This window comes from Sinorhizobium fredii USDA 257, from assembly GCF_000265205.3.
GTDB classification, from domain to species: domain Bacteria; phylum Pseudomonadota; class Alphaproteobacteria; order Rhizobiales; family Rhizobiaceae; genus Sinorhizobium; species Sinorhizobium fredii_B.
Genome location: NC_018000.1, coordinates 3,458,552 through 3,474,405 on the forward strand (window position 1 = coordinate 3,458,552; position 15,854 = coordinate 3,474,405).

13 protein-coding genes and 3 tRNA genes are annotated in these 15,854 nt (G+C 63.1%); 13 read left to right on the forward strand and 3 right to left on the reverse strand.

The genetic code is table 11. From position 1 onward, the window contains the following. The first annotated feature begins 18 nt into the window (after positions 1–18). Together hupB and USDA257_RS15980 are read left to right on the forward strand one after the other, a co-directional pair. Positions 19–291, forward strand: coding sequence for a DNA-binding protein HupB (hupB, locus tag USDA257_RS15975; RefSeq protein WP_014764013.1), 273 nt, complete (start codon positions 19–21; stop codon positions 289–291). Between the two features lie 302 nt (positions 292–593). Continuing rightward, the gene (locus USDA257_RS15980) at positions 594–2,789 is read left to right on the forward strand and encodes an esterase-like activity of phytase family protein (protein ID WP_014764015.1); all 2,196 of its coding nucleotides are present in this window, start codon (positions 594–596) and stop codon (positions 2,787–2,789) included. 87 nt (positions 2,790–2,876) lie between these two features. Here the strand turns inward: USDA257_RS15980 and USDA257_RS15985 are convergent, their stop codons facing one another. Beyond that, positions 2,877–3,350 (reverse strand): MarR family winged helix-turn-helix transcriptional regulator, encoded by a 474-nt coding sequence (locus tag USDA257_RS15985; protein ID WP_041414290.1) that lies wholly within the window; start codon positions 3,348–3,350, stop codon positions 2,877–2,879. Between the two features lie 193 nt (positions 3,351–3,543). Next, the gene (locus USDA257_RS15990; protein ID WP_014764017.1) at positions 3,544–5,391 is read right to left on the reverse strand and encodes a HAMP domain-containing methyl-accepting chemotaxis protein; all 1,848 of its coding nucleotides are present in this window, start codon (positions 5,389–5,391) and stop codon (positions 3,544–3,546) included. Between the two features lie 284 nt (positions 5,392–5,675). On the opposite strand from USDA257_RS15990, the gene USDA257_RS15995 reads away from it, so the two are divergent. The 3 genes from USDA257_RS15995 to USDA257_RS16005 all read left to right on the forward strand — a co-directional run bounded on the left by USDA257_RS15995 (position 5,676) and on the right by USDA257_RS16005 (position 10,904). Then, positions 5,676–6,956 carry a metallophosphoesterase family protein gene (locus USDA257_RS15995; protein WP_014764018.1) on the forward strand — a complete coding sequence of 427 codons (1,281 nt, stop codon included), beginning with the start codon at positions 5,676–5,678 and terminating at the stop codon, positions 6,954–6,956. Beyond that, positions 6,956–10,417 carry an ATP-binding protein gene (locus tag USDA257_RS16000; RefSeq protein ID WP_014764019.1) on the forward strand — a complete coding sequence of 1,154 codons (3,462 nt, stop codon included), beginning with the start codon at positions 6,956–6,958 and terminating at the stop codon, positions 10,415–10,417. The genes USDA257_RS15995 and USDA257_RS16000 overlap by 1 nt, the downstream gene beginning before the upstream one ends. A gap of 88 nt (positions 10,418–10,505) precedes the next feature. Continuing rightward, positions 10,506–10,904, forward strand: a complete 399-nt coding sequence (locus USDA257_RS16005; RefSeq protein WP_014764020.1) for a (R)-mandelonitrile lyase — start codon at positions 10,506–10,508, stop codon at positions 10,902–10,904. A gap of 58 nt (positions 10,905–10,962) precedes the next feature. On the opposite strand, the gene USDA257_RS16010 is transcribed toward USDA257_RS16005, so the two are convergent. Further along, positions 10,963–11,038: transfer RNA gene (locus USDA257_RS16010), tRNA-Val, on the reverse strand. 368 nt (positions 11,039–11,406) lie between these two features. Here USDA257_RS16010 and USDA257_RS16015 point away from each other — a divergent pair. From USDA257_RS16015 to nuoE, 8 genes are all read left to right on the forward strand, one after another. Next, a tRNA-Asp gene (locus tag USDA257_RS16015) sits at positions 11,407–11,483 on the forward strand. 68 nt (positions 11,484–11,551) lie between these two features. Continuing rightward, a tRNA-Asp gene (locus USDA257_RS16020) sits at positions 11,552–11,628 on the forward strand. Between the two features lie 298 nt (positions 11,629–11,926). Then, positions 11,927–12,292 (forward strand): NADH-quinone oxidoreductase subunit A, encoded by a 366-nt coding sequence (locus USDA257_RS16025; protein ID WP_041414292.1) that lies wholly within the window; start codon positions 11,927–11,929, stop codon positions 12,290–12,292. Then, a complete protein-coding gene (locus USDA257_RS16030) occupies positions 12,283–12,861 on the forward strand; it encodes a NuoB/complex I 20 kDa subunit family protein (protein ID WP_012707619.1) in 579 nt (192 codons plus the stop codon). Before USDA257_RS16025 ends, USDA257_RS16030 begins: the two co-directional genes overlap by 10 nt. A gap of 18 nt (positions 12,862–12,879) precedes the next feature. Then, a complete protein-coding gene (locus USDA257_RS16035; RefSeq protein WP_041414294.1) occupies positions 12,880–13,485 on the forward strand; it encodes an NADH-quinone oxidoreductase subunit C in 606 nt (201 codons plus the stop codon). Between the two features lie 55 nt (positions 13,486–13,540). Next, a complete protein-coding gene (locus tag USDA257_RS16040; RefSeq protein ID WP_014764021.1) occupies positions 13,541–14,731 on the forward strand; it encodes an NADH-quinone oxidoreductase subunit D in 1,191 nt (396 codons plus the stop codon). After that, positions 14,731–14,985, forward strand: a complete 255-nt coding sequence (locus tag USDA257_RS16045; protein WP_014764022.1) for a hypothetical protein — start codon at positions 14,731–14,733, stop codon at positions 14,983–14,985. The genes USDA257_RS16040 and USDA257_RS16045 overlap by 1 nt, the downstream gene beginning before the upstream one ends. 16 nt (positions 14,986–15,001) lie before the next feature. Then, the gene (gene nuoE, locus USDA257_RS16050; RefSeq protein ID WP_014764023.1) at positions 15,002–15,847 is read left to right on the forward strand and encodes an NADH-quinone oxidoreductase subunit NuoE; all 846 of its coding nucleotides are present in this window, start codon (positions 15,002–15,004) and stop codon (positions 15,845–15,847) included. Positions 15,848–15,854: the final 7 nt, after the last annotated feature.

Consider the following 15,854-nt stretch of genomic DNA (forward strand, 5'->3'; position numbering starts at 1 on the left):
TATGAAAGGGGTGGAAACATGAACAAAAATGAGCTCGTGTCTGCCGTTGCGGAGAAGGCCGGACTTTCCAAGGCCGATGCGTCTTCCGCTGTTGACGCAGTGTTTGAGACCATTCAGGGCGAACTGAAGAGCGGTGGCGACATTCGTCTCGTCGGCTTCGGCAACTTCTCCGTGAGCCGTCGCGAAGCGAGCAAGGGCCGCAACCCGTCGACGGGTGCGGAAGTTGACATCCCGGCGCGCAACGTGCCGAAGTTCACGGCCGGCAAGGGCCTGAAGGACGCCGTCAACTAATCGGACGCGTTTCAGGTCCGCAAGGATCTGGACGATGCCGGTACGGCCTCTGCTTGGCGGCGCCGCTACAGAGGCCGCAAAGGTTCATGTTCCATCTGCCGCTCCTCGTCGCAGGATCGTCGGCAGGTTGATTGGGGCCCGGTCGATCCGGGCCTCTTTTCATTTCAACCTCCGCTGTCATCGGGCTGTTACAGGACGGTTGCACAAGCCTCCCATTCGGAAGGTGGCGAGTACCGATTCCGGTTAACACCGCGGTGTCGGAATGCCCGATCCCCGGGCGCGCGCCGCGACAGGAGGGACAAATGAGGGCTTTTTCCATAACCGCTGCCTTGGCCACGGCGCTGGCCGCATCGACGGCACCCGCCGCTCGGGCCGAACAGGTCTTTAACCGCATTGCATCCTTTGCCGTCGCCGGCAACCTGCCCCAAGGCGCCGACCGAAAGGCGCCGACATCGGCGGAAATCATCACCGCCAGCGACGACGGCAAGACGCTCATTTATACGGATAGCCCCGGCAAGCGCATTGGCTTCATCAACATCACCGACGCCCGGATGCCGAAGGCTGATGGCATCGTTCCCTTCGACGGCGAGCCGACGTCGGTCGCGGTCGCCGACGCGAAGGCTCTGGTCGCCGTCAACACGCGCGAAAGCTTCACCAAACCCTCCGGCCTGCTTGCCGTCGTCGATATCGCGACGAAAAGGGTTGACGCCACTTGCAATCTCGGCGGCCAGCCGGATTCCGTAGCGGTCAACAAGGATCGGACGCTTGCCGCGATCGCCATCGAGAACGAGCGCGACGAGGAGGTCAACGACGGGCAAATCCCGCAGATGCCGGCGGGCGACCTCGTGATCCTGTCGCTGAAGGACGGAGTCGCGGATTGCGCGACGATCAAGCATGTGGCGCTCACCGGACTTGCCGAAGTCGCCGGTGAGGATCCGGAGCCGGAATTCGTCGCCTTCAACGGCAAGGACGAGATTGCGCTCACCCTGCAGGAAAACAATCACATCGTCATAATCGATGGCAAGTCGGCGACGGTGAAGGCGCATTTCTCCGCCGGGACGGTGGATCTCAACAACGTCGACGCCAAGCGTGACGGCGCCATCGCCTTTACGGGCGAACAGGCTGGCCGCAAACGTGAGCCCGATGCCGTCAAATGGCTCGACGACAACCGCCTGGTGGTCGCCAATGAAGGCGACTACGTAGGCGGCGCCCGCGGCTTTACGATCTTTGACGCGACCGGCAAGGCTTTGTTCGAGTCCGGTGCTAGCCTCGAACACGCGATCGCGCAGATCGGCCACTATCCGGAGAAGCGCTCGTCGGCGAAGGGCATCGAGCCGGAAGGCCTGGAAATGGCGCAATACGGCGACGACAAGCTCTTCTTCGTGCTCTCCGAGCGCGCCTCCATCGTCGGCGTTTACCGGGACACCGGCGCGGAACCGGAACTGCTCCAGCTTCTGCCGTCCGGAATCTCGCCCGAAGGTGCGATCGCCATCCCCGGCCGCAATCTGTTTGCGACCGCCAACGAGGTCGACCTCGTCGAGGACGACGGCGCGCGGGCGCATGTGATGATCTATGAGCGCAGGGAAGGGGAGGCCGCCTACCCGCAGATTCGCTCCGCGGAGAAGAACGGTCTGCCGATCGGGTTCGGCGCGCTGTCCGGCCTTGCGGCGGTAGAGGACAAGCCGGGCATCCTCAGGGCGGTCAACGATTCCGTCCTCTCCTCGCAGCCGACGATTTTCACGGTCGATGCGACGCAGAAGCCGGCGCTGATCACCGAGGCGCTGCCGATCACCCGCGATGGCGCAGCCGCGCAAAAGCTCGACATCGAAGGCGTCGCAAATGACGGCGAAGGCGGATTCTGGCTGGCGTCCGAAGGCAACGCGGACAAGCTTTATAGCCACGCGCTCTTCCACGTGAACAAGAAGGGCGACATCAAGCAGGAGATTGCCCTTCCGGCAGAGCTCGCCGCCAACGAAATTCGCTACGGCTTCGAAGGGATCACGGCCGTTGGCGAAGGGGACGACCTGACGCTCTGGATGGCGGTTCAGCGCGAGTGGAAGGACGATGAGAAGGGCTTCGTCAAGCTCGTCTCCTACAAGCCGGCGAAGGAAGAGTGGGGCGCGGTGCGCTACCCGCTCGACAAGTCCGAGGAAGGATGGGTCGGTCTTTCGGAGATCTCCGTCCATGGCGACTACGCCTATCTCATCGAGCGCGACAATCTGATCGGCGAAGCGGCGAAGCTCAAGAAGCTCTACCGCGTCGCGCTTGCCGATCTGAAACCCGCCGCGCTCGGCGGCGAACTGCCGGTCGTCAAGAAGGAAGAGGTGCGCGATCTCATTCCCGAGCTGAAGTCGCTGAATGGCTATGTGGTCGACAAGGTGGAGGGCTTCACGGTCGATGCGGCTGGAAACGGCTACGTCGTCACGGATAATGACGGCGTCGACGACTCGTCCGGCGAGACCCTGTTCTTCTCCATTGGCGCAATTAACGCGATGTAAGCGTCGGCCGGGAGAAAACGGAAGAGGCCGGGACATGACGACCCAGCCCCTTGTTTTTGGTACCGTGTTCGGCCCGAGCCTGCACGATCAACGCGCGGCAGCGATTTCGGCCTCTTCCTCCGCTTCCTTGCGCTTGCGGATTTCATCGGTCTTGTCGACGAGCTTGCCAACGATCTCGTAGAGCTGATCGAGCTGCTCGTCGTCCAGGGCCGAGAAGATTTCCTCGAGAAGTTGCTTGCGCGGATGTTCCGCCGCCTGGAGGACGGCCCGGCCGGTCTCGGTGATCGAGACGATCTTTGCACGGCGATCGTCCGGATCGGGCTTGCGCATCACCAGACGATCGCGCTCCAGCCCGTCGATCGCTTCCGTCACGGTTCTGGGGGCGAAGTTCAAGGCGCAGGCGATATCGGTGGAGCGGCAAGGGCCGAGTTTGCTCAGGAAGAACAGGAACTTGCTTCGGGCAAGCGATACACCTTCCTCGGTCATCGACTCGTTTACCAGGCGATGGACGCGATGGTAGAGTTCGAACAGCTTGTCGGAGACTTCGAATGTCGTCTTCATGAATACCGTTGAGATATGGTGAGGTGCCATGTCAAATGGCAGTTGGACTATATTTAGTGACGATCGCCGTATTTGTCGACAAAAACCTCCTAATTCTTACGGACAGGGCCTCACGAAGAGAAACGGCGCTCGGATTTGAGGGCCGTTGAACTGGCGTGACGAAGAATTGCTGCCGGCTGAGCCTAGATTAAAATTAAGCGGCGAGGCGCGGTCCGGATGTTCGGCCTTGGGTCCAGCCGTGGCCATTGTCCGTTGTTCCAGCCAGCGTGAAGCGGCCGATCAGTTCGCGCAGGCGGCCGGCCTCCTGTGCCAGGGTGGCGCTGGCGGCATTGGCTTCCTCGACCATAGCCGCGTTCTGCTGCGTCACCTGGTCCATCTGGTTGACTGCCATATTGACTTCGGAAAGGCCGGCGGACTGCTCCTGGGCCGAAACCGCAATGGCGTCCATGTGTTCGTTGATCGTGACGATAAAGCTCTCGATGGTGCGAAGGGCTTCGCCTGTTTCGCGCACGAGCCGAACGCCGCTTTCGACTTCGTTCGCCGAGTTGCGGATCAGCTCCTTGATTTCCTTGGCTGCGTTGGCGGAGCGCTGGGCAAGCTCCCGGACCTCCTGGGCGACGACGGCGAAACCCTTGCCGGCGTCGCCGGCGCGCGCCGCTTCGACGCCGGCATTGAGCGCCAGGAGGTTCGTCTGGAAGGCGATCTCGTCGATGACGCCGATGATGTTGGAAATCTGGCTGGAGGAATGCTTGATCCGCCCCATCGCGTCGATCGCGGCGGAAACGATTGCGCCGGACTTGTGGGCGCTAGCGTTCGCCTGACTCGCCACTGCACGCGCTTCATTGGTGCGCTTCGAGGAATTGGAGACATTGACCGTGATCTGATCGAGCGCGGCGGCGGTTTCTTCGAGCGATGCCGCCTGCTGCTCGGTCCGCCGCGACAGGTCGTCGGCGCTGTGGCTCACTTCGCGCGCGCCCCCGTCGATGCTGCTCGAGCTCGTCGCGACGGCGGAGAGCGTGTCGGCGAGCTGGGCGACCGCCTGGTTCAGGTCGTGCCGCAGCGGTTCGAAGTCGGGCGCGAAAGCTTCGTCGAGCTCGAAGGCGAGGTCGCCGCTGGCCAGCCGCCGAAGGCCGTTGGCGAGACCCGCTCTCGCTTCCTGGAGGCGCCGCTGTGCCGCCGCTTCGGCTTCCTCTGTCACCTTTTGACGCTCGGCTTCCGATTCGGCGCGCTGGAGGCGGGCTTCCTCCTCGAGCTTGTGATTAGTGATCGCCGCCTGGCGGAAGATTTCGACGGCACGAGCCATTTCACCGATCTCGTCCTTGCGGCCGCCGTGGGGAATGCTGCTTGCCGTATCGCCACCGGCAAGTTTCGCCATCGCGGCGGTGATGATCCGGATCGGGCGAGCGACGCCGCGGACGGCATAGGCGATTGCGCCCAGAACGACGAGGGCGGCAAAACCGATGACCACGGTTTCCATCGTCATGGCCTGCTCATGTGTCGCGGCGCTTGCGGCAACGGCGGCATCCGCACCAGCAAGATTAGAGGCAAGCACTTCGTCGATCGCCTCATCGATCTTCTTTTCGGTCGCCGCCATCTCGACCTTGAAAACGCCCTGGGCCTTCATGTTCTCGAGGTTGTTGGAGTATTTCAGCATACTGTCGGCGGTCGACAGATAGGCCTGATAGGCCGCATGCACCTCGGCAAGTGCCGCCTTGTCGGCATCCGAAGTCGCGAGAACCGCATACTCTTCCGAGAGCTTGCCGAAACCGGCGACAGTCTCGCCGATGACCTTTTCCGCCCGTTTCTTCTCGAACGGGGTGAGCGAGATCAGGTGGCGCGCGAAAGCCATCCGTGTGTCCGAGAGCTGGGTTTCGAGAGCGCGCGCTAGCGAAACGCGTGGCAACCAGCTGTCGGCAAGCTCGTTGTTTCGCTCGTTCAGCATGCGAATGCTGTTCATCGAGGAGAGGGCAAGTGCTGCGACGATAACGACGACCAGAACGAAAAGGCCGATCAGCGTATGCGATATCTTCAGGCGGGACATGGACAACTCCGGAATAGCATCCGCAAATCTTGGTGAACTGTTCCGGCTCTTGATCGTCATGACGGAGCGGATGCCGAAGCAGGAATCATTCCGGTGCTGAAAATGCCCAAAGGCGTTCCCGCCGGGAAAACTACCGGGCAAGACGTTACAAAACCGATAATCGGGGAGCCTGCTGGGCGCGGATGCGGCCCACTTGGACAGTTGCGGAACGTTGCCCACAGCTGAGGTTGGGCTATAGCCCCGCGCGCCATTGACGCGCTATTCAGGGGCAGCCATGGTCGGCCATGCCCTTCCGATTTGTTCATACCGCAGATCTCCATCTCGATTCGCCCTTACGCAGCCTGGCACTGCGAAACGAGGAGCTTGCCGGGATCGTCCGGGGCGCCACCCGCAATGCCCTGGTGCGCATCGTCGATCTCTGTATTGCCGAAGGAGTCGATGCGCTGCTGATCGCCGGCGATCTCTATGACGGCAATCAGACCTCGATGAATACGGCACTTTTCCTCGCGGGCGAGCTCCGCCGCCTCGACGAGGCGGGCATCCGCACCTTCATCATCCGCGGCAATCACGACGCCCAGTCGCAAGTGACGCGCGAGCTGACGCTGCCGCCGTCGGTGCATGTCTTTCCGGGGCGCGGCAAGCCGGTCGTCGCCAAGATTCTGGAGAACGGCAGATCCGTCCATATCCACGGCATGAGCTTTTCCGACCCGCATGCGCCGGAAAGCCTGCTGCCGCATTTCCACCCCCCCGTTGCGGATGCCATCAACGTCGGCATGCTGCACACGAGCCTCGCCGGTTCGGCGGGCCATGATCCCTACGCCCCCTGCAGCGTCGCCGACCTTCGGGCACACGGCTACGATTACTGGGCCCTCGGCCACGTCCACCAGCGGCAGGTCCACAGCGAGAGCCCCTGTATCGTCATGCCTGGCATGCCGCAGGGACGCGATATCAACGAATCGGGGGTGAAGGGCGTCACGATCGTGATGATCGACGACGACGGTGAGGTGACACTGGAAGAGCGGCCGGTGGGCGCGGCGGTGTTCGAGCGGGTCTCGATCGACCTGACGGGAACCGCGGACTGGCGCGACATGCTCGAGACGGTTGGCAGGCAGCTCGCCCTGCTTCGCAAGAGCCAACCGGAAGCCGATCTCATCCTGCGGATTACGCTGACGGGCGCGACACCGCTTTCCTGGCGGCTGCGGCGGGATTTCGATCTCCTGCAAGGAGAGTTGGAGAACATCGCAGCCGGGCAGGGCCGATGCTGGGTCGAGAAGGTCGAGACCCTGTTTGCGGGCTGCAGCAAGCATGCGGGCCGCGTCGCTGCCGATCCGATTGGCGAACTGACGGCGCTCGTCGAGAACGAAGTGTTGTCGGCCTTTGCCTTCCGCGCCGACATGCGCGCCGTCGCCGAGGAGCTGTTGCCGCATCTGCCTGCGGAACTGCGGAACCTGCTCGCCGCCGACGAGGAAGGGCTCGACGATCTCGTCGAGAACGCGGCCCTTTCCGGAAGCGCCGACGTCCTGTCGCATCTCCATGGCCGCAGCGCCATCGATGGCATCGACTGATGCGGCTGCAACAGCTGGATCTCGTCCGTTACGGCAAGTTCACCGGGCGCAGCCTCGATTTCGGCGCCGCCAGGTCGGGAGAGCCCGATTTCCACCTGATCTACGGCCCGAACGAAGCGGGCAAATCGACCTTGTTCTCGGGCTTCCTCGATCTCCTCTTCGGCATCGAGCGCGTCAGTCCCTATGGCTTCCTGCATCCCTACCCGACGATGCGGATCGGCGGCGTCGTGGAGGCCGGCGGCAAGAGGCATCACGCCTATCGGATCAAGCGCAACGCAAACAGTCTCGTCGGTCCCGACGAGCAGCCGCTGCCGGACAACCTCTTCTCCGCGGCTCTCGGATCGATCGACCGCGACACCTATCGCATGATGTTCTCGCTCGACGACGACAGCATCGAGGAGGGTGGGGAGGCCATCCTCAAGAGCGAGGGGGAGCTGGGTTCGCTGTTGTTTTCGGCAAGCTCCGGCCTGCCGGACAGCGGCGCGGTGCTCGCCAACCTGCGCGCCGAAGCGGATGCCTTTTTTCGCCCCCAGGCGCGCAAGCATCGGCTAGCGGAACTGAAGGCGGAGTTGGACGCCCTTAAGTCAGAGCGCAAAGCTGTCGACGTCAATGCGCGCGAGTATGCCGATCTTCGCAAGGCGCTGACGAAAGCGCGGGAACGCCATGATGCGGCAGCGCGGCAGCGCGCCGAACTGCGCGTCAGACGGGATCGGCTGCGCGTCGAGCTCGAGGCACTGCCGCTCCTGGCAAGGCTAAGCAATGCGCGGGAACAGCTTGCGGAGATGCAGGCGTTGCCGGTCCCGCCGCAAGATTGGTGGAACGACCTGCCGGCGCTCCGCAGGCAGGAGGTCGAAATCGCCACCCGACTGCGGCAACTGGACGAAGAGCTGGCACAGCGCCGGGCGGAACTCGAAGGACTGCCGCGGGACGATGAGGCGCTTGCGCTCGCGGGGCGGTTCGAGGCGCTGCGTGATTCGGCACTCGACGCCCGCTACCAGACGGCCGCCCGCGATATGCCGTCGCGACTGGACGAACTGGCAAGGACCTCGGCCGAGATCCGCGCATGTCTCATCCGTCTCGGCGAGGCTGACAATCCCGATCCCGTTTCGCTGGTACTGCCGACCACACGGGCTGCTCGACTCCAGGAACTGATTCGTCAGCATGCCGGCCTTTCGGAAAAGCTGGCATCGGCGCGCGAGGAGCTCGACAGTGCAAGGCGCAATCGCGCCCAGTCGGAACGCGAGCTGGACCGGCTCAAGGGCGGCGTCGCCGATACCGGCATCCTCATCGAACGGCTGCATGTGTTGCGCCAGAATGATTGCCTGTTGCGTCAGCAGGCCGCGACCAGGGAGATCGACCGGCTGGAGGCAGCACTTGCCGATGCAAGGGACAGGCTGCGGCCTTTCGCCGGCGATGCCGATGAACTGGCGAGGCTTCCTGTTCCCGCGGCCGGTGTCGTCGCCATGTGGAGGGCGGAGGAAGCGGCCCTCTCGGAGCGGCAATTGCGGCTCGACGATCGGATCGGCGACGAGCGCGAGCGCGAGGCGGGGGACGAGGCGCGGCTCGCCGCAATGGCGGCGGACGGCGCGGCTGTGGATGACGCGACGGCGGGCGCGCTGCGCCGGCGCCGGGACTTTGCCTGGCAATTGCATCGCTCCAGCCTTGACGAGGGGACGGCAGGCGCATTCGAGGCCGCAATGAGGGATGACGATGCCGCCGTGGCACTTCGTCTGGCCCATGCCGAGCGGGTGGCCGAGATGCGCGGCCTCGCTCTCGCGATTTCGGAAAGGCGCGCTCGTCGTGAGGCGCTCGAGAGACAAAGAGCGGCCTTGTCCGAACAGGGTGAGCGGTTGGGTGCGACGGTGGCTGCTGCCGCAACCGCAAGCGGTTTGCCTAACGTGAAGCTGGTGCCGCATCTGGAGGCCTGGCTTGCCACGCGAGCGGCGGCGCTCGAGTTGCGCGCCGATCTGCGCGCCGCGTGCCAGGCGCGCGACACGGCCTCTTCGGAAGAGCAGGCGGCGACACGCGCGTTGCGGGAGGAATTGCTGCGGCTCGGCGTGACCGATTACTTGCCGGACCGGCTCGATGAACTCCTCGTGGCTGCGGAACAAATCGTCTCCCGTGCGCAAAGTGCGGTGGCGGCCCACGGCGCGGCTCTTGCGCAGCTTCGCCGCGCGTCCGAAGCCATGGAAAACCGGGAGACGGTTCTCGCCGCCGCCGAGGCCGCCATGGTCGGCTGGCAAGAGGCGTGGTCGGGGGCGCTCGCCGCGACCTGGCTTGGGGGCCGCACCGATCGGCCGCCTCCGCACGAAATCGGCCCGGCGCTCGCCGTGCTGCAGGATTTCGACAAGCTGATGCAGAGGAAGACCGAACTCGACCATCGCATTGCAGCCATGCGGAAGGATCAGAAGAGCTTTGCCGAGGCGATCGCGGATCTCGCCCGCGAAGTGGCGGAGCGGGGAGGGGGCGATCCGCTCGAGCTCTACGCGTCGCTGCGTGACCGCATTGCGGCGGCGCAGCGTCAGGAAGGGCGACGCCTCGATGCTTCGGGCAATATCGTACGCCTGGAAGAGGCCCTTCGATTGCTGCGAAGTGAAGAGAAGCAGCATCTGGCGATGAGGCAGGTGATTCTCGACTTCTTCGGATGCGGGACGCTCGAAGAGGCCGGGTTCTGCCTGGAGGCGGTTCGCGAGCAGGAGAGGCAACGGCAGAGATGCGCAGAGTTTGAAGATGACCTGGTGACCAGGCTCGGCACAGCCACGAGCAGCGAGGCCGAATTTATCCTCGCTGGTGTGGATGAAGCGGAGCTCAGGCTTGAGCTCGCCCGGCTCGAGGAAGCGATCGATGTCGCCGATCGTGATGTCAGCGAGCTGCATTCGGAAGTGAGAAACAAGGAAAGGGCACTCGCGGAAATCGAGGGCGGCGACAGGGTGGCTGAACTCGAGCAGAAGCAGCGGACGATCCTGCTCGAGATCGAGCATAAGGCGGTTGGTTATCTGAGGCTGAAAGCGGGCGTCGTTGCCGCCGAGCATGCGCTGAGGCTGTTTCGCGAGCGCCATCGCAGCGCCATGATGCAGCGCGCCTCCCGGACATTTTCGCATATCAGCGGCGGTGAGTATGCCGGCCTCTCGACTGAGGCCGACAAGGGGCAGGAATTCCTGATCGCCAACACGGCTGTGGGCGGATCGAAGCTCGCAGGCGATCTCTCGAAAGGCACGCGCTTCCAGCTCTACCTGGCGCTGAGGATCGCCGGCTACCACGAGGTCGCGGCGGCCCGCGAGACGCTGCCTTTCATCGCCGACGACATCATGGAAACCTTCGACGACAATCGCGCCGGCCGGGCCTTCGATCTGATGGCCGAGATGGCGCGGGTCGGCCAGGTGATCTATCTGACGCACCACGAACACCTGTGCGATATCGCCCGCAGCGCCTGCCCCGGGGTAACCGTTCACAAGCTGTAGCGACTTTGCGGAAAAGAGATAAGGTGCAGGCGCTTTGTGCCCGCATTCGCGCTACAAGTTTTGACGCGATCGCCAAGAGGAGGTTCAGATGGAAGTCTTTGAGTGTGGATCGAGGCCCTCGTCCCGCGGACCGGCCGAATATTTCCACGGAGCCGTGCGCCTCGATCCAGCCTTCGAGGCGCCTGCGCCGGCGCGGGTCCGCGGAGCGACGGTGACCTTTGAACCGGGCGCGCGCACCGCCTGGCACACGCATCCGCTCGGCCAGACCCTGATCGTCACGGCCGGTCGTGGCCTCGCACAAAGCTGGGGCGGAGAACTCCGCGAGATCCGCGCCGGCGATGTCGTCTGGTTCCCGCCGGGCGAGAAGCACTGGCACGGCGCGGCCGCGGATACGGCGATGACCCATATCGCCATCCAGGAGGCACTCGACGGCAAGGCGGTCGATTGGCTGGAACATGTGACGGATGAGCAGTATCGGGGGGCGTAAGAGGCGCTGCACGGCAACGATCTTTGCCACTTGCGATCAATTTATGCTTTCGGAAAAATGGTGGGCGATGAGAGACTCGAACTCCCGACATCCTCGGTGTAAACGAGGCGCTCTACCAACTGAGCTAATCGCCCTTTCGCGTGTCGAACATTGTCCGCCGCGTCGGTGGGCGTGATCTATGCGCTGCCGGCGAAAACCGCAAGAGGATTTGCGCGTTTTTTTAGATTTTTTTGCGAGCAGGCGCGATGCAGCTGGGCGGCGCGCTGCCCTCCTTGTGGACAAACCTTCAATGGGGCTGCGCAAACTTGGAGCCGGTAAGGCGCCTGTTCCTGCACACACTTTCCGCCCGCGGGGTACCTTGTGGATCAAAATTCCGTCCGTCACGGTTTTGTCTTCAAACACGCTTGACACCCCAAGGCGAACCGCTTAGTTAGCCGCTCATCGAGACGGCTGGGCCGCCTTGATTGCGGGGTGCGCGAGCGCCCCGGCCAGCCAAGAGGATGCGGGTGTAGCTCAGTCGGTTAGAGTGCCGGCCTGTCACGCCGGAGGTCGCGGGTTCGAGCCCCGTCACTCGCGCCACTCTTCTGGTGCATAGGCATTCTCAAAGAGTGTCGATGGTGAAATAAGGGCCATTCAGGCCACAATGCGCGGGTGTAGCTCAGTCGGTTAGAGTGCCGGCCTGTCACGCCGGAGGTCGCGGGTTCGAGCCCCGTCACTCGCGCCATTTCTCCTCCTTCCGTCTTTCAAGGCCATTCAATTGATTTTTGCATTGCGGCAATGTGTCTCGGACCGTTTCCCATCAGCAAGATGAGCCCGTTCCGGGAATTCGGCGCTTCGCTGTGTCAACAGTGCGAAAGTGCCGTTCAAACGTGTGCCGCGAACCGGTTTAAATGCCTGTACGAGGCTTGCACATGGGCGCGGGCTGCGCTAACCACTCTGGCGTTGCAACATGATTTTCGGCCTGCGGCATTCGTTGTTTTAGCACCTCTCCCGGTGCGCTTCGCAGGCAGGGACGGATAACAATGACAGAACTTCTCGGTTCCTATGTTCCGATCGCGATTTTCATTGGAATCGCTCTAGTGATCGGCCTCGCACTCCTGATCGCTCCCTTCGCAGTTGCCCACAAGGCGCCCGATTCGGAAAAGCTTTCGGCCTATGAGTGCGGCTTCAATGCGTTCGACGACGCCCGCATGAAGTTCGACGTCCGCTTCTATCTCGTGTCGATCCTCTTCATCATCTTCGACCTCGAAGTCGCCTTCCTCTTCCCCTGGGCGGTTTCGTTCAAGGTGTTGGGCTGGTTCGGCTTCTGGTCGATGATGGTCTTCCTCCTGGTGCTGACGGTCGGCTTTATCTATGAATGGAAAAAGGGAGCGCTGGAATGGAACTAGCATCCGGCACCACGCTCGTTGCGCCGCAGCCGAAGGGCATTATCGATCCCGCGACCGGCAAGCCGATCGGCAGCAATGACGCATTCTTCGGCGAGATCAACAACGAGCTCGCCGACAAGGGCTTCCTCGTCACCTCGACCGATGAGCTGATCAACTGGGCGCGCACCGGCTCGCTGATGTGGATGACCTTCGGTCTTGCCTGCTGCGCCGTCGAAATGATGCAGATGTCGATGCCGCGCTACGATGCCGAACGCTTCGGTTTTGCGCCGCGCGCCTCGCCGCGCCAGTCGGACGTGATGATCGTTGCCGGGACGTTGACCAACAAGATGGCGCCGGCGCTGCGCAAGGTCTACGACCAGATGCCGGAGCCCCGCTACGTCATCTCGATGGGCTCCTGCGCCAATGGCGGCGGTTACTATCACTATTCCTATTCGGTCGTGCGCGGTTGCGACCGCGTCGTGCCCGTCGATATCTATGTGCCAGGCTGTCCTCCCACGGCAGAAGCGCTGCTCTATGGCGTGCTTCTGCTGCAGAAGAAGATCCGCCGGACCGGCACGATCGAGCGCTAAGGCAGGGGGTTCTTTTCAATGAGTGAAGCCCTGAACGAGCTTGCGACCTATCTTCGCGAAGCACGCGGATCGCTGATTGCCGATTCGGCGATCAAATATGGCGAGCTGACGCTGACGACGACGGCCGAGAACGTCATCGCGCTGCTGACCTTCCTGCGCGACGATCCGCGATGCGGCTTCGTCAGCTTTATCGACGTCTGCGGTGTCGACTATCCGCAGCGGCCGGATCGATTCGACGTCGTCTACCACCTCCTGTCGCCGCGCCAGAATCTGCGCGTCCGCGTCAAGGTCGCGACCGGCGAGGGCGAGCCGGTGCCGTCGGCAACTCCGGTATTTCCGGGCGCCGACTGGTTCGAACGCGAAGCCTACGACATGTACGGCATTCTCTTCACGGGCCATCCGGATCTGCGTCGCATCCTCACCGACTACGGTTTCGAAGGTTATCCGCTGCGCAAGGACTTCCCGCTGACCGGCTTCGTCGAGGTTCGCTACGACGATGAAGTCAAGCGCGTGGTCTATGAGCCCGTCGAGCTGAGGCAGGAATTCCGCAACTTCGATTTTCTATCGCCCTGGGAAGGCACGGAATACGTCCTGCCCGGCGACGAAAAGGCGAAGGCACGGTGAGATAAGTCGGCCCGCGGGGTCCCGAGGGGATGCCATCCGGCCTGGAGCAATCGGTATGACCGAACACAACGTCCGCAACTTCAACATCAACTTCGGTCCGCAGCATCCGGCGGCGCACGGCGTTCTCCGTCTGGTGCTGGAGCTCGACGGAGAGATCGTCGAGCGCGTCGATCCGCATATCGGTTTGTTGCACCGCGGCACCGAGAAGCTGATCGAAGCCAAGACCTACCTGCAGGCCATTCCCTATTTCGACCGGCTCGACTACGTCGCGCCGATGAACCAGGAGCACGCATTCGCGATTGCCGTTGAAAGATTGACGGGCACGGAGGTGCCGATCCGCGGTCAGCTCATCCGTGTCCTCTATTCGGAAATCGGCCGCATCCTCTCGCATCTCCTCAACGTCACCACGCAGGCGATGGACGTCGGCGCGCTGACGCCGCCGCTCTGGGGCTTCGAGGAGCGCGAAAAGCTGATGGTCTTCTACGAGCGGGCCTGCGGCGCGCGCATGCACTCGGCCTATTTCCGTCCGGGCGGCGTGCATCAGGATCTGCCGCATGAATTGGTCGAGGATATCGGCAAGTGGATCGATCCGTTCCTGAAGACCGTCGACGACATCGACGAGCTTCTGACCGGCAACCGCATCTTCAAGCAGCGCAACGTCGATATCGGCGTCGTCAGCCTCGAGGACGCCTGGGCCTGGGGCTTCTCGGGCGTCATGGTGCGCGGCTCGGGTGCCGCCTGGGACCTGCGCCGGGCGCAGCCCTATGAATGCTATTCCGAGATGGAGTTCGACATCCCGATCGGCAAGAACGGCGACTGCTACGACCGTTATCTCATCCGCATGATCGAGATGCGCCAGTCGGCGCGGATCATGCGCCAATGCGTCGATCGCCTGCTGGGCGACGCGAAGATCGGGCCGGTTTCGTCGCTCGACGGCAAGATCGTGCCGCCGAAGCGCGGTGAGATGAAGCGCTCGATGGAGGCGCTGATCCACCACTTCAAGCTCTATACCGAGGGCTACCACGTGCCGGCCGGCGAGGTATATGCCGCGGTCGAGGCGCCGAAGGGCGAATTCGGCGTCTATCTGGTCTCCGACGGCACCAACAAGCCCTACCGCTGCAAGATCCGCGCGCCCGGCTATGCGCATCTGCAGGCGATGGATTTCCTCTGTCGCGGACACCAGCTGGCCGACGTCTCGGCCGTGCTGGGCTCCCTCGATATCGTGTTCGGCGAGGTGGATCGCTGATGCGTCTGGCGCCGCTTGCCGTTCTCGGATGTGTCGCGCTTGGCCCGGCGGCCCTGGCTCAGGAGGACGTCGGCAGCACGTCGTCGTCGGGGCTGCACGGGGGTTCCATGGCCACGCTCCTGTCGAAGGGATACGAGATCAAGGCAGCCGTCGCCAATGGCACGCGCTACATCGTCTTTATGCAGAAAGACCAGTCCGCCTATGCCTGCGAATTCGTCACGCTGACGAAATCGCGGTGCGGTTCGATTAATTGATAAGGTGTCCACTAGAATGTCCGTTCGTCGACTAGCCGAAGACACTGTCCAGCCAGCGGCCTTTGCATTCAGCAAGGAGAACGCCGCCTGGGCTGAGGCAACGATCAACAAGTATCCGAAGGGCCGCGAGCAGTCAGCGGTCATTCCCCTGCTGATGCGCGCCCAGGAGCAGGATGGGTGGGTGACGAGGGCGGCCATCGAATCGATCGCCGACATGCTCGGCATGCCCTATATCCGCGCCCTCGAAGTGGCGACCTTTTACACGCAGTTCCAGCTGAAGCCGGTCGGATCGCGGGCCCATGTGCAGGTCTGCGGCACGACGCCTTGCATGCTGCGCGGCGCCGAAGACCTGATCAAGGTCTGCAAGACGAAGATTGCGGCCGAGCCTTTCACGCTGAATGGGAGCGGGACGCTCTCCTGGGAAGAGGTCGAATGTCAGGGCGCCTGCGTCAACGCGCCGATGGTGATGATCTTCAAGGACGCTTTCGAGGATCTGACGCCCGAGCGGCTCGAGGAAATCATCGACGGCTTCGACGCAGGCAAGGGCGCTGAAATCCAGCCCGGTCCCCAGATCGACCGCATCTATTCCGCGCCGATCGGTGGGTTGACGACGCTGCAACCTCCGGAAGCCCCCGAAAAGGCGAAGGCGCCTGCCCGGGCCAAAAAGGCAAAGGACGACAAGGCCAGGGATGAACCGGCGGTGAGCGTGCCGCCGTCGAACGCCGCCAAGCCGAAGACCGCTGCAGACGTTACCAATCCGGCGGTAAAGACCCCGGCGACCGCGAAGAAAGCGGCGGCGAAGAACGCCAAGATCGAAGGCGAGACGGTCGACAAGTCCAAGCCGGCAAAGAAGCCGCGGTAAAGAGGTG